This is a genomic window from Pseudomonas soli (genome assembly GCF_021283165.2).
Classification (GTDB): Bacteria; Pseudomonadota; Gammaproteobacteria; order Pseudomonadales; family Pseudomonadaceae; genus Aquipseudomonas; species Aquipseudomonas soli.
On sequence record NZ_CP128543.1, the window covers coordinates 4275123 to 4296066 of the forward strand.

Annotated in this window: 21 protein-coding genes; all 21 read right to left on the minus strand. The window is 61.7% G+C overall.

Translation table 11 applies throughout. The annotated features are described in order from the left end of the window. Positions 1–14: 14 nt before the first annotated feature. Positions 15–983 (minus strand): flagellar motor switch protein FliM, encoded by a 969-nt coding sequence (gene fliM / locus LU688_RS19780; RefSeq protein WP_046854682.1) that lies wholly within the window; start codon positions 981–983, stop codon positions 15–17. Between the two features lie 10 nt (positions 984–993). Continuing rightward, a complete protein-coding gene (gene fliL, locus LU688_RS19785) occupies positions 994–1491 on the minus strand; it encodes a flagellar basal body-associated protein FliL (RefSeq protein WP_046854681.1) in 498 nt (165 codons plus the stop codon). Between the two features lie 174 nt (positions 1492–1665). Continuing rightward, positions 1666–3024, minus strand: coding sequence for a flagellar hook-length control protein FliK (locus tag LU688_RS19790; protein WP_094012452.1), 1359 nt, complete (start codon positions 3022–3024; stop codon positions 1666–1668). A 72-nt stretch (positions 3025–3096) separates the two neighbouring features. Then, positions 3097–3393, minus strand: coding sequence for an Hpt domain-containing protein (locus LU688_RS19795; protein WP_046857713.1), 297 nt, complete (start codon positions 3391–3393; stop codon positions 3097–3099). 104 nt (positions 3394–3497) lie between these two features. After that, positions 3498–5189: a fused response regulator/phosphatase gene (locus LU688_RS19800; RefSeq protein ID WP_094012451.1), complete on the minus strand. Its 1692-nt coding sequence runs from the start codon at positions 5187–5189 to the stop codon at positions 3498–3500. Positions 5190–5197: 8 nt separating this feature from the next. Beyond that, complete coding sequence (locus tag LU688_RS19805; protein WP_094012450.1) at positions 5198–5503, minus strand: STAS domain-containing protein; 306 nt, start codon at positions 5501–5503, stop codon at positions 5198–5200. A gap of 99 nt (positions 5504–5602) precedes the next feature. Further along, positions 5603–6055 carry a flagellar export protein FliJ gene (gene fliJ, locus LU688_RS19810; RefSeq protein ID WP_046854677.1) on the minus strand — a complete coding sequence of 151 codons (453 nt, stop codon included), beginning with the start codon at positions 6053–6055 and terminating at the stop codon, positions 5603–5605. Between the two features lie 6 nt (positions 6056–6061). Then, positions 6062–7417, minus strand: coding sequence for a flagellar protein export ATPase FliI (gene fliI / locus LU688_RS19815; RefSeq protein WP_046857712.1), 1356 nt, complete (start codon positions 7415–7417; stop codon positions 6062–6064). Then, a complete protein-coding gene (gene fliH, locus LU688_RS19820; RefSeq protein WP_094012449.1) occupies positions 7407–8180 on the minus strand; it encodes a flagellar assembly protein FliH in 774 nt (257 codons plus the stop codon). Before fliH ends, fliI begins: the two co-directional genes overlap by 11 nt. A 105-nt stretch (positions 8181–8285) precedes the next feature. After that, entirely contained in the window at positions 8286–9305 is a 1020-nt protein-coding gene (fliG, locus tag LU688_RS19825) for a flagellar motor switch protein FliG (protein ID WP_023631000.1), read from the minus strand. After that, on the minus strand, positions 9298–11076 hold the full coding sequence (gene fliF / locus LU688_RS19830) for a flagellar basal-body MS-ring/collar protein FliF (RefSeq protein ID WP_094012448.1): 1779 nt from the start codon (positions 11074–11076) through the stop codon (positions 9298–9300). The genes fliG and fliF overlap by 8 nt, the downstream gene beginning before the upstream one ends. Positions 11077–11091: 15 nt before the next feature. Beyond that, the gene (gene fliE / locus LU688_RS19835; protein ID WP_046854674.1) at positions 11092–11424 is read right to left on the minus strand and encodes a flagellar hook-basal body complex protein FliE; all 333 of its coding nucleotides are present in this window, start codon (positions 11422–11424) and stop codon (positions 11092–11094) included. A gap of 107 nt (positions 11425–11531) precedes the next feature. Next, a complete protein-coding gene (locus LU688_RS19840) occupies positions 11532–12908 on the minus strand; it encodes a sigma-54-dependent transcriptional regulator (RefSeq protein WP_094012447.1) in 1377 nt (458 codons plus the stop codon). Next, a complete protein-coding gene (locus LU688_RS19845) occupies positions 12905–14122 on the minus strand; it encodes a sensor histidine kinase (RefSeq protein ID WP_094012446.1) in 1218 nt (405 codons plus the stop codon). The genes LU688_RS19840 and LU688_RS19845 overlap by 4 nt, the downstream gene beginning before the upstream one ends. Before the next feature lie 155 nt (positions 14123–14277). Then, complete coding sequence (gene fleQ, locus LU688_RS19850; RefSeq protein ID WP_046854671.1) at positions 14278–15753, minus strand: transcriptional regulator FleQ; 1476 nt, start codon at positions 15751–15753, stop codon at positions 14278–14280. A 166-nt stretch (positions 15754–15919) separates the two neighbouring features. Continuing rightward, entirely contained in the window at positions 15920–16216 is a 297-nt protein-coding gene (fliT, locus tag LU688_RS19855) for a flagellar protein FliT (protein ID WP_094012445.1), read from the minus strand. Positions 16217–16230: 14 nt separating this feature from the next. Next, on the minus strand, positions 16231–16626 hold the full coding sequence (gene fliS, locus LU688_RS19860; RefSeq protein ID WP_094012444.1) for a flagellar export chaperone FliS: 396 nt from the start codon (positions 16624–16626) through the stop codon (positions 16231–16233). A gap of 131 nt (positions 16627–16757) precedes the next feature. Then, positions 16758–18161 carry a flagellar filament capping protein FliD gene (gene fliD / locus LU688_RS19865; RefSeq protein ID WP_094012443.1) on the minus strand — a complete coding sequence of 468 codons (1404 nt, stop codon included), beginning with the start codon at positions 18159–18161 and terminating at the stop codon, positions 16758–16760. Between the two features lie 78 nt (positions 18162–18239). Further along, positions 18240–18617, minus strand: a complete 378-nt coding sequence (locus LU688_RS19870) for a flagellar protein FlaG (RefSeq protein WP_094012442.1) — start codon at positions 18615–18617, stop codon at positions 18240–18242. A 72-nt stretch (positions 18618–18689) separates the two neighbouring features. Further along, positions 18690–19550 (minus strand): flagellin domain-containing protein, encoded by an 861-nt coding sequence (locus LU688_RS19875; RefSeq protein ID WP_094012441.1) that lies wholly within the window; start codon positions 19548–19550, stop codon positions 18690–18692. A gap of 250 nt (positions 19551–19800) precedes the next feature. Continuing rightward, positions 19801–20736 (minus strand): ketoacyl-ACP synthase III, encoded by a 936-nt coding sequence (locus LU688_RS19880; RefSeq protein ID WP_094012440.1) that lies wholly within the window; start codon positions 20734–20736, stop codon positions 19801–19803. Positions 20737–20944: the final 208 nt, after the last annotated feature.

Genomic DNA, 20944 nt, shown 5'->3' on the forward strand with positions numbered 1-20944 from the left:
CGACCGGCACGCCGTCAGCGGCGCTCGATCGGGTCGATGATCTGCAGCGACAGGGTGCCCTTGTGCGATCCCAGCCGCGCCTTGAACGACGGCACGCCATTGGCGCGCAATACCAGGTGCTCCGGCAGTTCGACCGGGATCACATCGCCTGGCTGCATGTGCAGGATGTCGCGCAGCTTGAGCTGACGGCGGGCAACAGTGGCCGACAGCGGCACATTGACGTCCAGCACATCCTCGCGCAGCGCCTTTACCCAGCGCTCATCCTGGTCGTCCAGGTCGGACTGGAAGCCGGCATCGAGCATTTCACGCACCGGCTCGATCATCGAGTACGGCATGGTCACGTGCAGGTCGCCGCCACCGCCATCGAGTTCGATGTGGAAGGTCGAAACCACCACGGCCTCGCTGGGGCCGACGATGTTGGCCATGGCCGGGTTGACCTCGGAGTTGATGTACTCGAAGTTGACCGGCATGATCGCCTGCCAGGCTTCCTTGAGGTCGACGAAGCACTGGTCCAGGACCATGCGCACCACGCGCAGCTCGGTCGGGGTGAATTCACGCCCCTCGATCTTGGCGTGGCGGCCGTCGCCACCGAAGAAGTTGTCCACCAGCTTGAACACCAGCTTGGCGTCGAGGATGAACAGCGCGGTGCCGCGCAACGGCTTGATCTTGACCAGGTTCAGGCTGGTCGGCACGTACAGCGAGTGCACGTACTCGCCGAACTTCATCACCTGCACGCCGCCCACCGCCACGTCGGCGGAGCGACGCAGCAGGTTGAACATGCTGATGCGGGTGTAGCGGGCGAAACGCTCGTTGATCATTTCCAGGGTCGGCATGCGCCCCCGGACGATACGGTCCTGACTGGTCAGGTCGTAGCTCTTGATGCTGCCGGGCTCGCCGGTGCTCTCGGTTTGTACCAGCCCATCGTCCACCCCATGCAGCAGGGCGTCGATCTCATCCTGGGACAGCAGGTCCTGCACGGCCATCTATGTGCTCCTACTGCAATACGAAATTGGTGAACAGCAGCTGGTCGACGACCGGCCTGCCGACTTCCTTCTGCGCCACTTCCTGGACCACCGCGGTGGCCTTCTGGCGCAGCATTTCCTGGCCGACCGGGCTCGCGGCGAGGGTGTCGAAACCCTGCCCGGAGAACATCATCACCAGGTTGTTGCGGATCACCGGCATGTGTACTTTCAGCGCCTCCAGATCAGCCTGGCTGCGGCCCTGCATGGTGATGCTCACCTGCATGTAGCGCTGACGGCCATTCTGGTTGAAGTTGACGACAAAGGCCGGTGCCAGGGGCTCGTAGATCGCCGCTGGCTTGATGTTGCTCTGGGCTGCTTCAGGCGCCGGAGCCGACTCGCTCTTGTGCATGAAGAACCAGGTCGCACCCACCGACAGGCCGACTGCGAGAAGCAGTGCCAGCACCAACAGCAGGATCAGCTTGAGTTTGCCTTTAGTGGCGGGGTCTTTCACTGCGTCGCTCTTCGCCATGCCAATAATCCGTCGTCCATCGGGGTTTCAAAGAAGGATGACGTGGCTGAGCAAGTGTTATGCCAGATTTGCCTTTGCAAGCTTCTGGGGTGGCAACCTCTTTACGAGATGCGGCATCTGCAAAATTACGCCTGGCGTCGCTGCGCATAGGCAACGCCAGGCATGCCCGAAAAATCAAGCGTAGTAATCGACCACACTGTCGCCTACCACCACCTGCTGCTCGACAGGGCGCGCGACTTCAGCGGGATCGGCATCGTCCCCCTCCGCTGCGTTGCCACGCCGCGCCGCCACCCCGGACAGGCCCGACCCACCCTGCTGCGCCTCGTGCTGTTGCTGCTGGCCACGGGACTGATCAGCCACGCTGACGTCGGGCTGGGCCAAGCCCTGCTGGGCGAACAGCTCTCGCAGGCGATGCACCTGGCTGTCGAGGGCGTCGCGCACACCGGCATGGCCGCTGACGAAGTGGATCTGGGTCGACTGGTCTGTCGCCACGTTGACGCGAATATCCAGGCGTCCCAACTCCCGCGGCTCAAGCTGGATGTCCGCAGACTTGAGGTTCTGGCTGGAGAGGTACATGACCCGGTTGACCAACCCCTCGGTCCAGCCGCCCTGGTTCATCGCCAACGGTTGCTGCAGCGGGCCAGGCGTGGCGGGCACGGCGTTGGCGGTCTTGGGCGTCACCGCCTGGGTGAGGCTGGCTAGGCGGTTGGCGAAATCGTCTACGCGGGTATCACTGCTGGCACCCTTGATATCCTTGAGGCCGTCATCGAGCAGGCCGGCAAAGGCCTTGTCACCGCGCTCACCCTGCCCCGGCTCCGACTCCCCTTTCTCGGCCAATGTCGCCAAGGTATTGACGGCTGCAGTAGCAGGGTTGGCAGTTTGCTGACCGTTGTTATCGACAACGGCATGGGCCGACGTCTTGCCCTTGGACTGCGCATCCTGTTCAAGCGCCAGGCGCAAGGCCGGCATATCGGCAAGTGCATCGGCCTCGGGGTCGAACGCCGTGGTTTGCTCAGCCTCTTGCGCTACCTGTACCGGCGCTGGCGCAGGCTGCAGCGGCGCTCGAACCGCCGCCTGCAACACCGGGGCCACCGCTTCCGCCTGGGCCTGGAGCAGTTGCGCCCCGGCCTGGGCATCGGTCACCTGGCCGGCAACCAGGCTGGCATCGAGCGGGGGTACTGCACTGCCATCGGCGGCCTCATCAGTGTCGTCGACGGGCTGCGAAGATGCAGTCGATGGCAAGCTCTTGCCGTCATCGGCAACGGCCGGCGCCTTATCCGCGGCCTGCTTGCCGCCCGCGGCTGGGTCTGGCTGCGCCTTGTTCTTCGCCGGCGGCACCTGGCTGGCGGGCTTTTCATCCCTTGCCGGGGCACTCTTGACCGGGGTGCTGTCACGCTCTTGTCGGGCCATCACCTGATCAAAGCCGGCGCCTTGCTTCGCGGCCTGCAGCGGCTTTTCCGCCGCACTGGCAGCTTGGCGTTGCGCCTGATTGGCGAGGCCGGCTTGCAACAATGGATTGGGTGCGACAGGCATTGAACAATCTCCGCTCCAGAACCTGGAAAAATACGTCTGGGGCTGGAAAAGCAAAACTCGCGCCAGGTTAAGCTATTGCGCGGAAACTCGTTGCCGTTCACTGCGATAGTAACGCTGGACGACCAGGTATTCCTGATCGATGCGATTGATCAGGTCTTCGATCCCATACAAGGGCTGCTGGCGCACACGCTCTTCAAGCTGCTGGCACAATGCGGCCAGGCCAACGGCCCCCATATTGCTGCTACTGCCCTTGAAGCTGTGCGCTGCCATGCCCAGCTCATCGGCATCCCTGGCCTTGTGCAACTGGTTCAGGCGTCGCTCGGAGTCTTCCAGAAAGGTCTCCAGCAACTGCAGGTAGCCATCTTCCATGACCTCCCGCAAGTCACTCAACACCTGTTGATTGATGTGCACGTCCACTTGCTCACTCCCTGATCAAGCCTCGCTAAGCCAGACCCCGCGGGCATCCCGCAGGCTCACCATTCAAAATCCACCTGGGCAAGGCGACCACCCTCCAACCAGCGGGCCTGACCTGCCAGGCGCTGTACCAGGCCCATGCCTCGGCCACTGAAAGCCTGCTGCTCAGGCGTCCTGGCAAGCTCACGCGCCACGTCGAAGCCTGCGCCACTGTCTCGCACCTCGATCATCAGACGCCCGCCAGCACCCCGCGGTTCAACCTGCAGTCCGATGCTCACGAACCCGCCCACCTCGTGCATCAAGCGCTCGGCACGCTGTCGATAATACTGCGCAAAGCCCTGGGCGTCGCGCTTGAGCCGGGAGTCCATCGCCAGCACACCGTGCTCCAGCGCATTGGAATACAACTCGCTCAGGACACTGTGCAGGCGCCCGCTGCTAGGCCTGAGCCCGTGAATTTCCTGCAACAGTTGCACCAGATAAGGCACCGGGTTGAAGCGGCGCAGGCTCTGCCCCCGCAGCTCGAACCGCAACGACCAGTCCAGAGGGCTGGAACGGCCACTGTCGGAGTACACCACTGGTTGCGGCGCCAGCTCCTCAGGGGCAGACATGCGGATATCGCACAAGCTGATGTCATCACGCGACTGCCCGCCGAAAACTGCCAAAGCCTGCATTACCTCATCGAACAACAGATCGGGGTTGCGGTTGTCAGCCAGCACATCGCGCAAGCGATCGACCCCGAACAAGCGTTCTTGGGCATCCCCCGTGTCCACCACACCATCGGACAGCAGGAACAACCGCTCGCCGACCGCCAGTGGCAACACCTGGGTGGCATCGTCGAACTGCTCCGGCGCCAGCACCCCCAACGGCAGATGATGGGAACACAGCATGCCCAGCACCTCACCTTCGGCAGACAGACGATAGCCATCCGGCATCCCGCCATTCCAGACCTCGACCGTACCGCGCTGAAAACTCAGGCTGAGCAACAGCGCGCAGCAGAACATGTCTACCGGCAGAATACGCTTGAGCTTGGCGTTCATTTCCCGCAGCGTCTCGGCCAGGCCATAGCCCTTGGCGGTCATGCCATAGAACACCTCCGCCAGCGGCATGGCCCCCACTGCAGCCGGCAAACCGTGCCCGGTGAAATCCCCCAGCAGCACATGCATGTCGCCAGACGGGGTGAATGCTGCCAGCAGCAGATCGCCATTGAACAGTGCATAGGGCGATTGCAGATACCGGATATTCGCCGCCTTCAGGCAGCCGGAATGGGCGACCTTGTCGAACACCGCCTTGGCCACACGCTGCTCGTTGAGCAAGTGGTGATGGTGACGGGTGATCTGGTCACGCTGCTCGAGCACCGTGGCGTGCAACCGGCGCAAACGGTCCATGGCACGGATTTTCGCCGCAAGAATGACGGCGCTGTAGGGTTTGGCCATGAAGTCGTCGCCCCCGGCCTCGAGGCAGCGTACCAGACCCTCCTCTTCGTTGAGTGAGGTCAGGAAGATGATCGGCACAAGGGCCTCGCCGGCCAACGCCTTGATTCGCCGCGCAGCTTCAAAACCGTCCATCACCGGCATCAAGGCATCGAGCAACACCAGTTGCGGCCGTCGCTCGATGAACATCGCCACGGCCTGTTCACCGTTCTCGGCAGTGAACACCTCATGCCCCTGGCGCCGGACAATCTGCGCCAGCAAGAGGCGATCTGCGGCGCCGTCTTCGGCCACCAGCACGGTCAACGCTTGCTCGGCGGGCATAACGGTACTCAACTGATGTCGAACAGTTTTTCGAAATTGGAGATGGCGAGGATCTTGCGCACGTCCGGGCTGGCATGGACCACGCGGATATCCGACTCCTCACCGCCGACATGGTCGCGCAGCAACAGCAGCATGCCCAGCGCCGAGCTGTCGAGATAAGTGGCCTCCTTCAGGTCGACCACCACGGAGTCCGGGCGCGGGCATTGCCGCTCGTATGCCTCCCGGAATTCCTGATGCTTGCCGAAATCGAAACGACCCTTGACCTTGATCGTCAGCTTTTTTCCGTCCTGTGAAAAATCAGATTCGACTGCCATGCGAGCGATTCCTTCGATGATGGCGAATGCGACTTCTGAAGGTTTAGCAGGCACCACGGGCCGGTGCAAGGCGCTGACGCCGGGCGGGCAAGCCCTTTCCTACAGATGCCCCTGCCGCGGCAAGCGCTGGGACAACTCGTCGAGCAGGCGCTGCTCGCGCTTGTCTTCAGCCCTGCGTGCCTCGTCGAGGTAGCGCTGCACCAGCTTGCGCAACCCCTCCACCCGTGCGTACGTCTGCTGCCAGGCGTTGCGTGCGTTGTTGAGGTTGTTCTGGTGCCAGGCCATGCTCTGGCGCTGCTGGGTCATGGCCGTTTCCAACTGACCAAGGAAACGCTGGTAATTGACCAGCCAGTTGCCGTCGACCCCCTTGGAGCCACGGCTGATCCACTGCTGCTGGTAGGCCTCACGGAAACTTTCAAGCTCGGCCTGCTTGGCCTGCGCATCGGTCAACATTCGCTGAAAGTGCCCTACTCGCTGAGCGGCCTTGCGCTCGGCCTCCTCGGCCATGGTCACCACGGGAGCCAGGCGTGCGGCACGGCTGGGCTGGGCCATGGCCTATCAGTTCCCCGGCGGCGCAAAGATTGCGCCCAACTGCTCGCGGCCCTGGGCCATGCCAACGTTTTCATCCAGGCCCTGGCGCAGGAAGTCCACCAGCTTGGGCTGCAAGGCAATGGCCAGGTCGGTTTCCGGGTCACCGCCAGCCACATAGGCACCGACGCTGATCAGGTCGCGGCTTTGCGAAAGGCGCGACCACAACTGCTTGAATTTCTGCGCCTGGCGCAAGTGATCAGGGTCTACCACCTGAGGCATCACCCGGCTGATCGAGGCTTCGATATCAATGGCCGGGTAGTGCCCCTCTTCGGCCAGGCGCCGGGACAACACAAAGTGCCCGTCGAGCACGCCCCGCGCCGAGTCTGCGATCGGGTCCTGCTGATCGTCGCCCTCGGAGAGCACGGTATAGAACGCGGTGATCGAGCCACCGCCCGGCTCGCCATTACCGGCACGCTCCACCAGCTTGGGCAACTTGGCGAACACCGACGGCGGATACCCACGCGTGGCCGGCGGCTCGCCGATTGCCAGGGCGATCTCACGCTGGGCCTGGGCGAAACGGGTCAACGAGTCCATCAACAGCAGGACGTTCTTGCCCTTGTCACGGAAATATTCGGCGATTCGCGTGCAGTACATGGCTGCCCGCAGGCGCATCAGCGGGGCATCATCCGCAGGCGAGGCCACCACCACCGAACGTTTGAGCCCCTCTTCACCAAGAATGTGCTCGATGAACTCCTTAACCTCGCGGCCCCGCTCACCGATCAGCCCCACCACGATGATTTCGGCCTCGGTAAAACGCGTCATCATGCCCAGCAGCACCGACTTGCCCACACCAGTACCGGCGAACAGCCCCAGACGCTGGCCGCGACCCACGGTAAGCAGGCCATTGATGCTGCGAATGCCCACGTCCAATGGCTGGCTGATCGGGTCACGGTTCAGGGGGTTGATGACCGGGCCATCCATCGGCACCCAATCCTCGGCCTTCATGCCGCCCTTGCCATCCAGCGCACGGCCGGCGCCATCGAGCACCCGCCCGAGCATGCTCATGCCCATCGGCAAGCGGCCGCTGTCATCCAGCGGCACCACGCGGGCACCGGGCGCCAGCCCGACAATGCTGCCGACCGGCATCAGGAACACCTTGCCACCGGCAAAACCCATGACTTCGGCCTCGACCTGCACAGGGTGATAGCTGTCGTCGTTGATCACCAGGCAGCGGCTACCCACTGCTGCCCGCAGGCCTTCGGCCTCAAGCGTGAGGCCGACCATACGCAGCAGGCGGCCCTCGACGATTGGCTGCTCAGGCAGCCTCACCGCATCGGCGTAGCCTTCAAGGCGCTTGCCGAAACTGGTGCGTTCAAGGCGCATCGGCTTCACCTGCGGGCTCATCGAGTTCGACCTGAATATCCGGCGCCGCGGGGTGCAATGCCTGGTCATGGGATTGGTCGAACAGCTGCGCCACGGCCTTCTCGATACGGGTTTCCATGGTCGCGTCGATGCGGCTGTGGGCGGTTTCGATCCGGCAACCGCCAGGCAGCAGGGCTTCGTCCTCAAGTAGCTTCCAATCTTCCTCATGGCGCTCGCGCAGGGTCTTGGCCAGCTCGAAGTCCTGGGGATTGAGATGGATACGGATGTTGTCAGCGCCCATCGGCAGCAGCTTCAGTGCCTCACGAAGCACATGGGTGATCTGGCTGGAATCTGCGCGCAACTCGCGGCCGATGACCTGGCGGGTCATGTTCGCCACCAGCAGCACCAGCGCCTTTTCGATCTGCGTGTCCTGCTCGGCGATCGGCTCCAGCAGGTGGTTCATGACCTGTTCCAGGTTCGCAAGTTTGGCGGCCAGCGCCACTTCGGCCTCCTGACGAACCTTGAGCTGGGTACTGTGGAAGCCTTCCCGCTCGCCGGTGGCGAAACCTTCGTTGTAGGCCTCCTGGCGAATGGCCTCAAGCTCTTCGAGGGTAAGGGGCTGGACTTCCTCCAGCGGCACCTCTTCGACTTCTTCCTCGACGACGGTCGGCTCAGGCTCAGGCTGGGGTTCAGGCTCCGGATCGAAGCTAGGCAACGACCAGACATCCACGCCCTCAAGGTCGCGGGCACGGATCAGATCGCTGGGGTGTTCGGTGGTGGACATGCTCAAAAACCTCTTTAGCTGCAAGCATCAAGCTTCAAGCAGCAAGAAACGGCAGCCCTTGCTTGACCCGCTGTTTCTTGTCGCTTGCAGCTTGAAACCTGCCGCTTAAATCATTTCCTCGGCGCCCTTGCCGCCAAGCACGATCTCGCCGGCCTCGGCCATGCGGCGGGCGATGGTGAGGATTTCCTTCTGCGCCGTTTCCACGTCGCTGACCCGTACCGGCCCCTTGGCCTCCAGGTCGTCGCGCAGCAGCTCGGACGCACGCTTGGACATGTTCTTGAAGATCTTGTCCTTGACCCGCTCGTCGGCGCCCTTGAGCGACACCACCAGCACGTCCGACGACACTTCGCGCAGCAGCGCCTGGATGCCACGGTCGTCGACGTCGGCCAGGTTGTTGAAGACGAACATCAAGTCTTCGATCTGCTCCGACAGGTCGCTGTCGATCTCGCGGATCGAGTCCATCAGCGCGCCTTCCACCGAACTGTCGAGGAAGTTCATGATATCGGCGGCGCGCTTGATGCCACCCAGGGTGGTGCGCGCGGCATTGGAGTTGCCAGAGAACTGCTTCTCGAGGATCTGGTTGAGTTCCTTGAGCGCCGCTGGCTGTACGGTGTTGAGCGACGACACGCGCAGGACGATGTCCAGGCGCACCTTGTGGTCGAAGTTGCTCAGCACCTCGCCGGCCTGGTCGGGGTCGAGGTAGGCGACCACGATGGCCTGGATCTGCGGGTGCTCGTAGCGGATGACATCGGCCACGGCACGCGGCTCCATCCACTTGAGGCTGTCCAGGCCGCTGGTGTTGCCACCGAGCAGGATGCGGTCGATCAGGCCGTTGGCCTTGTCCTCGCCGAGGGCCTGGTTGAGCATCTTGCGGATGTAGCCGTCGGAACCGACGCCCAGGCTGGTCTGGTCGCCGACGATTTCGACGAACTCGCTCATTACCTGCTCGACCTGCTCGCGATGGACGTTGCCCATCTGCGCCATGGCCACACCCACCCGCTGCACTTCCTTGGGCCCCATGTGGCGCAGGACTTGCGCGGCATCGGTCTCGCCGAGCGAGAGCAGAAGGATGGCCGCCTTGTCGACGCGGCTCAGCTTGGCGGTAATGGCTCGATTGTCACTCATCGGCGTTGATCCACTCTTTCACGACCTGGGCCACGCGGCCCGGGTCTTCGGCCACCAGGCCCTTGATTGCGTTGAGCTGTGCCTCGTAACCCTCGCTCGGGCTCGGCAACAGAATGCTTGTCGGGCCACCCAGGCTGACGCGGTCGTTGGCCAGTTCGCCATCCAGACCGATCATGCCGCCCAGCTCCATGTCGCTGTCCGTGGCCGCCTGCTTGCCGCCACCTGTAATGTTGTTGAGCACTGGACGCAGCACGCCGAACACCAGCACCAGGATGAACAGCACACCCAGCACTTGCTTGACGATGTCCCAGAACCAGGGCTGCGAGTAGAACGGAATATCGACCAGCTCGTCGCCACGGTCGGCGGCGAACGGCACGTTGATCACGGTAACGCTGTCGCCACGGCTGGCATCGAAACCTACCGCATCCTGTACCAGGCGGGTGAAGCGCGCCAGGTCCTCGGCGCCCCACGGGGTACGGGTGGCTTCGCCAGTGGCGGGGTCCAGCTTGACCTGGTCGTCCACCACCACGGCTACCGACAGGCGGGTCAGGCGACCTTGCTGCTGGCGGGTGTGGCTGATGGAACGGTCCAGTTCGAAGTTCTTGGTACTTTGCTGGCGCTTGTCGCTCGGGTATGGCGCCAGCATCGGCTGGCCAGTCGCCGGGTCCATGATCTGTTGGCCATTGGCGTCCACCAGCGGCTGGCCCGGCTGAATCGCGCCGGCAGGTGTCGCGCCAGCGGTAGCGTTTTCAGGGGCAGAGGCACCGGCCGGCGGCTGGTTACTCAACGCCCCCGGCACACCCTGCGGCCCTTGGCTGCTGGCACGCTGCTCATTGACCGATTGCTCGCTGCGCAGCGCCGGTTGGTCGGGGTTGAACTGTTCGGAGGTGGACTCGACAGCACTGAAGTCGACGTCAGTAGACACCTCTGCCTTGTAGCGGTCGTTACCCAGCACTGGCTGCAGAATATTGTGCACACGCTGAGTGAGCATGCTTTCCATGCGACGGCTGTAGTCGAATTGCTTGCCCGCCATGCTCAGGGCCGTGTCTTGCAACTGGTCGGAGAGCAGGTTGCCCTTCTGGTCGACTACGGTCACCTGGGACTTGTCCAGCTCCGGCACACTGGTCGCCACCAGATTGACAATCGCCATCACCTGGCCGGCTTCCAGGGCGCGCCCCGGATACAGCTCGACCAGTACCGAAGCACTGGGCTTGCGCTCATCGCGCACGAACACCGAACTTTTCGGGATCGCCAGGTGCACACGGGCTGCCTTGACGTTGTTCAGGCTCGATACCGTACGCGCCAGCTCGCCTTCAAGGCTGCGACGGTAACGGGTAGCTTCCATGAACTGGCTGGTACCCAGCCCTTGCTCTTTATCGAGCAATTCGAAGCCGACATTGCCATCGCTCGGCGCCACGCCGGCCGCAGCGAGTTTCAGACGCGCACGGGAGAGATCGTCGGCCTTGACCAGCAGCGCGCCGGAGTTCGGCTCCACGCGATACGGGATGTCGGAGGTGGTCAGGGTATCGATCACCTGCTTGGTGTCCATGCCCGCCAGGCTGCCATAGAGCGGGCGGTAGTCCGGCTGCTGCGACCAGAGCACCACGGCGAAGCCGATGGCCACGCTTGCCGCCAGCCCGACCAGCAGGCCGACCTGACGCAGCATGGGCATCTGCGAAATGTTTTCCAGGAACGACATGCCGAACAGCGGCGGCTTGGCTGCTGGAGGGCCACTCTTGGCGGGGGCGTTATCGACGACTGCTTCGGCCATGACTCACTCTCGCCCTTATACCGGCATCTGCATGATGTCCTGGTACGCTTGCACCAGCTTGTTACGAACCTGGGTAAGTGCCTGGAACGACACGGAAGCCTTTTGCGAGGCGATCATCACGTCAGTCAGGTCAACACCACTCTTGCCAATTTCGAAAGCGCTGGACAATTGGCTGGATGCCTGCTGAACCTCATTCACCTTGCCAATGGCCTGGCCGAGCATATCGGCAAAGCTGCTCTGCCCAGGCGCGAGCTCAGGCGCGGCGCCAACCTTGGGCAGGGACATGGCATCGGCCTGCATGGCGCGCATGTCCAACATCAGACGATTGAATTCAACACCTTGGGTCATGGACTTCTCTCTCCGGCGGCCGCACTTTTTTTGACACTCATGCAGCGAATAGTGATGGAGCTAGCAAGAGAAGTGCCAGCCACTCAGAAAACATTCAAAAGGACGTATCAGCCGAACAGACTGGCCTCGACATCGAACCCGGCATCACGCATCTGCGCAAGCTTGTAACGCAGGGTTCTAGGGCTGATCCCCAGACGATCGGCCGCCTCCTTGCGACGACCGCGCTCGGCACGCAAGGTGTCGATGATCATCTGGTATTCGTGGCGACGCATGTCATCACCCAGCCCACCGGCCTCACCCCCAGAATCCGCAAATACCGGCTCAATAGTGGCCACTTTGGATGCCGACAATGGAATGGCGCCAGCCAGACAAAAATCCGCCGCCTCGATCACTCCGCCCTGCTGCAGGATCAACGCCCTCTGCAGCGCATTATCCAACTCGCGGACGTTGCCAGGCCAGGCGTAAGCCTGCAGGCACGCCCGCGCCTCAGCGGATAGCTTGACCTGAGCGTGGTGCATCTTGCTGACATGACGTGCCAGCAAACGCTCTGCGAGCGGCACGATGTCGGCCGGCCGATCACGCAATGCACGCCAAGCCATGGGGAATACCGATAGGCGGTAGTACAGGTCCTCCCGGAAGCGGCCGGCAGCAACCTCCTCCGCCAGATCGCGGTTGGTGGTAGCCAACACGCGAATATCCAGCACCACCGGCTTGCGCCCGCCTACCCGCTCCACCTCACGCTCCTGCAGCACACGCAGCAACTTGGCCTGCAGCCCCAGCGGCATTTCAGAGATCTCATCGAGCAGCAAGGTACCGCCGTCCGCCTGCTCGAACTTGCCAGCCTGCGCGGCGATGGCCCCGGTAAAGGCACCCTTCTCATGGCCGAAAAGCGTGGCTTCGAGCATGTTGTCAGGAATCGCCGCGCAGTTGATCGCCACGAACGCCTGCCCGGCTCGGCGCGACTGCTGATGTATGAATCGCGCCAGCACTTCCTTGCCCGTGCCCGACTCGCCGGAAATCAACACCGTCGAGTCGCTTTGCGCAACCCTTACAGCCAGCTCCAGCAGTTGCCGACTGGCAGGCTCACAGGCAACAGGCCCCGCTTCGTCACCCACGGCACCGCCACCGACAGCATGGCGTGCCACCAGGTCGAGCAAGGCCTTGGGTTCGAATGGTTTTACCAGATAGTCGACCGCTCCCTGGCGCATGGCTTCCACCGCACGCTCCACAGCCGCGTGAGCCGTCATCAGCAGCACCGGCAAGTGCGGGTGGTGACGGCGTAATTGTGCCAGCAGCTCGTGGCCATCCATGCCAGGCATGTTCACATCACTGACTACCAGCGCAAAGGATTCCTCTGCGACCGCCCGCAACGCTTCCTCAGCACTACCAACTGCACGGTGAGCGAGGCCGCCGATCTCCAGGGTGTCGGCCAGCGCCTGGCGCAGGACTCGGTCATCCTCGACCAGCAGCACCTTCATCGTCATTGCCCCGCCTCCTCCTGAACACCGATCAATGGCAGCTCCACGGTGGCGCATGTACCGCGCCCCACCCGGGAACGCAGGCGCAGCGTACCGCGGTGCGCCCGCACCACTGCCTGGACCACAGCCACCCCCAGCCCGGTACCCGTGGACTTGGTGGTCAAAAACGGCTCCCCCAAACGCGCCAACAACTGGCTATCGATACCACTGCCTGCATCGCTGACACACAGGTGCACAGCGTTTTCGCGGCGCAGCAGATGAATCTTCAAACGCGCCGACTCGCCACCGGCCTGCACGGCATTTTCGATCAGGTTGAGCAATGCACCCACCAGCGTATCGCGGTTGCACAGCAGTTCTCCCAGATGGGTATCACATTGCCAGCGCACCGCATGCCCCTGCACATGGGAGTGAGCGGCTTGCTGCAAGGCCTGGAACAACCCCTTGGGGCTGACTCGATCATTGAGTGGCAGCTCGCCACGGGCGAACACCAGCATGTCGCGAACCTGATGCTCCAGTTCGTGCAGGCGTTCCTTGAGATTGCCGGCAAAACGCAGGCGCGTGTCGCAGGCCAACGCCTGCTCCGGGTCCGCCAAGTGGCTGGCATAGAGCATCGCGGCCGACAAGGGCGTGCGAATCTGATGCGCGAGGGAGGCAACCATGCGCCCCAACGAAGACAGACGCTCGTGTCGCGCCAACTGGCCCTGAAGGCGACGCGTTTCGGTCAGGTCATTGAGCAGCACCAACTGCCCGGGCTCGGCATCCAGAGAGCGGGTGGCAATGGACAAACGACGCCCGTCACGCAAGGAAACCTCATGACCGTCGTCCTCGCGCGGCGCGAAACTGCGCGCAATCACCTGGCGCCACAGCAGCCCGGTCAAAGGTTCACCCAGCAGCTCGCGAGCCGCCGGATTCGCCTCGCGCACACAGCCCTCACCATCGATGACGATCACCCCGCCAGGCAGCAGATCGAGCAAGTTCTGCAGACGGTTGGCCAGGCGCTCTTTCTCGTCCAGCTCGGCCATGCGCTGGGCACTGACCACTGCCAACTCGCCCTTGAGCTCGCTGACCCGCGACTCAAGCATGCTGTAGGAGTGGCTCAACTGGCTGGAGACCTGATCGAACAGGGCGAACGCCTGCTCAAGACCCTGCCGGCTCTCCTGCTCAAGCGGGGTGTGCCCTCGCGAATCGGGGGCTGGGGAACGGTGGGCGGCCTGGGGCATCGTGCTCTCTCGCATGGCTGACCGTCATAAAAACGGTATGTTGCCTGCGGTGTAGCAATAGCCGTGCCGAAGATGGGGACAATGACACCAGGCAGCATTGCACGCTGATCGACGTCAACGCCCGGGGCCGCATCGCGACCCCGGGCGAGCAAACGTCACTCGTCGGCCTGGTCCTCGCCACCTTGCCGGCTCATGCCGTACTTGCGCATCTTCTCGACCAGCGTGGTCCGACGGATACGCAGACGCTCTGCAGCACGCGCAACGATGCCATTGGCATCATCCAGCGCCTGCTGGATCAGGCCTTGCTCCAGGCTGCCGAGGTAGTCCTTAAGGTCCAAACCTTCCGGCGGCAGCATGGCGTGGTTGGCGAAATTCGGCGCATGGCCGTTGATCGCCACGCGCTCTTCCAGGTCGGAGCGCAGGCTGTCCACCAGTTGCTCGTCTTCATCATCGACGTAGCGGAACTTCTTCGGCAGCTCCGCCACACCGATCACCCCGTACGGATGCATGATCGCCATGCGCTCCACCAGGTTGGCCAGCTCGCGGACGTTGCCCGGCCAGCCGTGGCGGCACAACGACATGATCGACGCGGAGTTGAAGCGGATCGAACCGCGCTTCTCGTGCTCCATGCGCGAGATCAGCTCGTTCATCAGCAGCGGGATATCTTCCACCCGCTCACGCAACGGCGCCATCTCGATAGGGAACACGTTCAGCCGGTAATACAAATCTTCGCGGAAGGTCCCGTCCTCGATCATGGTCTCGAGGTTCTTGTGCGTCGCAGCGATGATGCGCACATCGATGCTCTGGGTCTTGTTGCTGCCGACCCGCTCGAAGGTGCGCTCCTGCAGTACGCGCAGCAGCTTGACCTGCATCGGCAGCGGCATGTCGCCGATCTCGTCGAGGAACAACGTACCGCCGTTGGCCAGCTCGAAACGCCCGGCACGGCTGGTTATCGCGCCAGTAAAGGCGCCCTTCTCGTGACCGAACAATTCGCTTTCGAGCAACTCCGCCGGGATCGCCCCGCAGTTGACCGGGACGAAGGGTGCCTCGCGGCGCTTGGAGTGGTAGTGCAGGTTGCGCGCCACCACTTCCTTGCCGGTGCCGGACTCGCCAAGGATCAGCACACTGGCATCGGTGTCAGCGACCTGCTGCATCATCTGCCGCACATGCTGGATGGCACGACTGGTACCCACCAGGCTGCGGAACAGATTGGGCTCGCGCTGACGACCGCGCTCGCGGGCCTGGTCGTACATCTCGCGATAGACCTGGGCACGGTGCAGGGAGTCGAGCAACTGGCTGTAGCTCGGCGGCATCTCGAGGTTGGACAGCACACGACGGCGCAGGTCCTCGGGGAAGTCCGCAGAAGAAATTTCACCCAGAAGCAGAACCGGAAGGAACTCATCCCACCCGGCCACTGTCTTAAGGAGCCCCAGCACGCTGGCCGGGGCATTTACGGTACCGATGAGGACACACAGCACTTCACGGCTGGAAGACAAACCCTCGACCACCTGCTGCCAGTCGTCGCTGGAGCAGGACAGGTTTTCTTCGCCGAGAAAATTCAGGACCACCGCCAGATCGCGGCGGCGTTCGCTGTCGTCATCGATCAGGAGAATCTTGGTTTCACGCCACATGCAATAGCAACTTCCCTAGTCATATCGGCGCCCGAAGGCGTGCACGACATCATTCCGACTGAATGGTCAGTGTTCGGACGTCTGAATTTCGAAAACAGCCACTAGTAAAGTCAAAAAACGGCACACAGTCAAATTTATGGCGCGCTGATTTTTGTGTCACCTGTGGTCAGGTGAACAAATGGTATACCTTTGTCGCGTTTTCTGCCTGACGGATCTTCGCCATCTCGTCGACTACCGATTGACGCTCGCCACTTGCAACTTCAATTAGCTGCCGATAGACACCCTGCAGCTGCTCCAGGCTTGCGCGAACCTCATCCTCGTTAGACAAGGCCTCGGCCAGCACGTCTTCAACACACAGACGGCATTCAAGATCTAGTTCGCCCACCGCATCCCAATCACGGCTGGCCAAGGCGGCCAGCAGCAACTCGCGGGTCTGGTCGATACGATCGATTACCTCACTCATGACAACCTCCTGCTTCAGGGCGTCGGCAGCTGCTCGCCGATCGCATCCCAGCCTTCCTTGACCGTGATCAGCAGCCGCGCGACTTCGTCGATGATCTCGGGGTCGTTCTTGACGTTCGCCTCGACCAGGCGACGGCTCATGTAGGTGTACAGGTTGTCCAGGTCGGCCAAGCTGTCGGCATGGTTTTCCAGGTCGAGACCTTCGCGCAGGCCCCCGATGATATCGATGGCCTTGCCGATCAGGATGCCCTTTTGGGCGATATCCTTGCGGGCAATGGCGCCCTTGGCCTGGGCCAGGCGATCGAGACCACCCTGCATGAGCATTTGCACCAGACGGTGCGGACTGGCCTCGGAAGTCTGTGCCGCGCCATTGACTTTCTGGTATTGCCGAAGGGCCAACATCGGGTTCATGGATCTACCTCGTTGCAGCGAAAAAGTGCATATACCTCTTGTATCGCCGCCACGTCAAAAAACTTTAGCCAGAAAAGACAAAGCCCGGCACGCCTGTGTGGCGCCGCCGGGCTTTTGTCATGCTCGATCGATCAGGATTTCTTGGCCTGGGCATTCATGGCCTCGAAGATCGAGGTGATCTGCTCGCCCTGCTTCTTCATCTTGGCCAGGGCGGTGTCGAGCGCGGAGAATTTCTTGGTCAGCGATGCCGTCAGCAACTCGGTGCGACGATCCAGCGCCGCCTGCTGGTTTTCCAGATTCTTGGCCGCCTTGTCGAGGTTCGTCTTGCGGGAATCGAGCATGCCGCCGGTCGAGTTGTATGGATCGATGGCCTTGTTCATCCGTTCGAACAGACCATTGGTCCCCGTGAACAGCTCCTGGATCTCAGAACCCAGCTTCTTGTCGTTCAATGCAGAGGTGAACTTGGTGCTGTTGAACTCCAGGGTGCCATCTTTCTGGGTGTTGATACCCAACTGACTGAGCGTGGTCAGCTTGTCTCCTGCCCCCACTTCCGTCAGCACCTTGCGCACATCACCCAGCAACGACCGGGTAGTCGGGTCGTTGGTCAGCGGACCAAGGCTCTTGACGTTGCCATTGGCATCTTTCTCAGGTGTGACCAGCGCAGTAACAGCCTTCTGCAGGGTGTTATAGGCATCGACGAACGACTGCACGGATTTCTTCAGGCCTTCGTTGTCCAGCGCAACAGTCGCCTTCGTGGGATTACCGCCCGTGGAGACACCGGTGAGCTCGAGCGTCAGGCCACTGATGGCCTGGTCGACGGTATTCTTCGGGCTTTTCAGTGCCAGCCCGTCGATGGAGAACTCCGCGTCCTGGGCCAAACCACTGATGTAACCCGCACCACTTCCGCTGATGGGCTGAGTACCGTTGATGGCCAGCTCCGGAATACCACCGACAGAGATGTCGCTACCCTTGCCGGTCGTGGTAGAGCTGAACACCAGGCGCGAACCGCCCGCCTCGTTGATGATGTTGGCGGTAATGCCGTTGGAGCTCATTTCCTTGTTGATCTGGTCGCGCACGCTCTGCAGCGTGGCACCGCTGGCGACATTGACCTTGTAGTCCTTGCCGTTCTGACTGATGGTCAGCTCACCGGCGCCGATCGCCGTGCTGGCACCACCTGCGAACTGCTTGCTGGCAACCTTGGAGGCGGTAGCCAACTTGTCGACCTTGATATCGTAGGTCCCTGCGACCGCCGAGTTGCTCGACTTGATCTTGACCACTTTCTCGTCAGCGGAAGTGCCTGCGAAGGCATTGAACGAAGGCGCGTTCTTGTCGTTGAGCTTCTTCATGGCGTCCTGGAACGCCGTCAAGGCGCTGCGCAGGGAACCGATACCGGAGATCATCGCGGAGTTGTTGCTCGTCTGCCGAGCAATCTGGTTGGCCTTGGCCGAGGTGTCGGCATTCACCAACACGCTGACGATGTTCTTGATATCGAGCCCGTAGCCCGCACCCGTGTTGGTAGTAATCGGGCTTGCCATGCTGTCGCTCCTCTCTTCGATGGGCCAGCCCCGCTCCTGCAAGACTGACTTGAATCACATATTTGCGCTCGCCGCCAATCAGACCTTGGCGTCGAACAGAATACTTTTGACATCGCTCAGGCTATGGGCGATCCGCAGGGCCTCTTCCGAGGGCAACTGACGAATCAACTCACCAGTTTCACTGGCAATGACCTTGACCACGATCTTACCGGACTCTTCGTCTGTGACGAACTCCAGATTGCGTCGCGTTTCCTTCAGGAACTTCTCGATCTCCGAGACAGCGCCTTTGACATCATTTGCAGCCTGTACCTTGTCGGCGCTCTGCACCTTGCCCGGATCCTGCTGCTTCTCGCCGTCACCGGAAGTGCCTGGCGACCGCGCAACCGGTTTTTCAGCAACCTGCTCGGCCGTGCGCGCAGCCGGGTAAGACAGGTTCAGCTTGACGCTCATGTCCATGTCCAGCACCTCACAATGAAAAGGCGGGGAAGCGCCTGGAGAGCACTCCCCCGCCATCAGCTATCAGGCAGATTAGCCCAGCAGCTTCAGGACTGCCGATGGCAGCTGGTTGGCCTGGGCCAGAACCGAGGTCGAAGCCTGCTGCAGGGTCTGCTGCTTGGTCAGCTGGGCAGTTTCAGCAGCGAAGTCGGTGTCCTGTACACGGCCACGGGCGGCTTCGGCGTTCTCGTTGATGTTCTGCAGGTTGTTGATGGTGCTGGTCAGACGGTTCTGCGAAGCACCCAGATCGGCACGCGAGGTGTTGATCGCTTGCAGAGCGGCGTCGATGGCGCTTACAGCGGCGCTGAAGGTAGCTTGAGCGGAGGAGCTGTCGGCACCGGTGATGCTCTTGCCGGCCAGGGCAGTCAGGGCTGCGCCAGTACCGGTGGTTTTCATCGCAGCACTCAGGCTGATGGTGATCTGGTTGGCAGCGCCAACGTTCGAACCAACCTGGAAGACCATCTGGCCGCCGGTACCGTCCAGCAGGTTCTTGCCGTTCAGCTGGGTGGAGTCAGCGATACGGTCGATCTCTTGCAGCATCGACTGGAACTCTTTGTCCAGTGCGTCGCGGTCTTGCGAGCTGTTCGAGTCGTTACGCGATTGCAGTGCCAGTTCGCGCATACGCTGCAGAATGTTGGTCTGCTCTTGCATCGCGCCTTCAGCGGTCTGGGCGATGGAGATACCGTCGTTGGCGTTTTTGATGGCCATGGTCTGACCACGGATCTGCGAGGTCATGCGGGTAGCGATCTGCAGGCCGGCGGCGTCGTCTTTGGCGCTGTTGATTTTCAGGCCGGAGGACAGACGGGTCATCGAAGTGCTCAGTGCGTCGGAAGCACGGTTCAGGTTCTTCTGAACGCCCAGAGAGGTGGTGTTAGTGTTTACAGTCAAAGCCATGACGAATTCCTCGTTGGATTGGGTACTACGGCTTCCGGCCTTGGCAATTCGCCGGGTAGGTGGCCTAGAGAACCTTCGTAATGTTTATCGTCGCCAGGGCAGTTTGCTTTAGGGCGATTTCCCAATTTTTTTACTGGCATCCTGCCACTCCAATGAAATCAGGGGTTTGACACCAAATTACCAACAGCCAAAAAACAAAAAAGCGCTGACCGATAACGGACAGCGCCTCTTCTATATAGACACGCGGAGCTTAGCCATTGCGCTCGATGATTGCCGAGCCCCATGACAGACCGACGCCAAAACCACTGAGCGCGACACGCCTGCACTGCGAGCCGATCACATGCTTTTCCAATAGCAGCGGAATGCTCGAAGACACGGTATTGCCAGTCTCGACCATGTCCTTGACGAACTTCTCGCGCTGACGCCCCTCGTCGAAACGCTGCGAGACCGCATCGACGATCGCCGCGCTCCCCTGATGCAGGCAGTAAAGGTCAATATCCTCGGCCTTCAAGTGACTGGTCTCGAGCAACTGCTGCAGGTGCGCCGGCACCTTGACCAGGGCAAAATTATAGACCTGACGACCATTCATGAAGAACGTGCCTTCGGTGGTGCGCAAGTGCTCGGCACCCGCCCCATCACTGCCAAACAGCGACTTGCCCAGCTGCCAGGCAGCGCCCTCTCCCATCCAGGTGGCCGTTGCAGCATCGCCGAACAGCATGGTGGTGTTGCGGTCCTCAGGGTCGACAATCTTCGAATAGGGATCTGCGGTGATCAACAAGCCATTCTTCAGCCCCGCGGCATCCATGAAGCCCTTCATGGCATACAGGCCATAGACATAGCCGGAGCAGCCCAGCGAGATATCGAAGGCAGCGATGGCGGTAGACAAGCCCAGCTTGTTCTGGACGATCGCCGCGGTATGCGGCAGGCCTTCGGCATCGCCGTTCTGGGTAACGACGATCACCACATCGATGGACGCCGGATCTAGCGCCGGGTTGCCAGCAAACAGTGCCCGAGCGGCCTCGACGCACAGGTCGGAGGTTTCCTGATCGAAACCCTTGCGCGGCAGGAAGGTCGAACCGATCTTGCCGAAGATGAAATCCTGATCCTTGCCGAATTTCGCACCCTGGGCGTAATTGTCGACACCCTCTACAGGTACGTAACTGGCGATGCTTTTGATGCCAATCATTGTGGCTTCCCGATGGAAATGGCGAAAATTCGCGGGCTTCGCGACCAAGATCATGCACCCTGCCTACCGCATCGACGAGGCTGCCCGCTGACTCAATAGATTAAAGATGCACGTTTCGACTGCCAAGTCACGCAATGATGCATTTCTCCCACCTATACAGCCACATGCAAGGCATGCCAGCGGCACATATCTTGCGTTAGCTAATCCA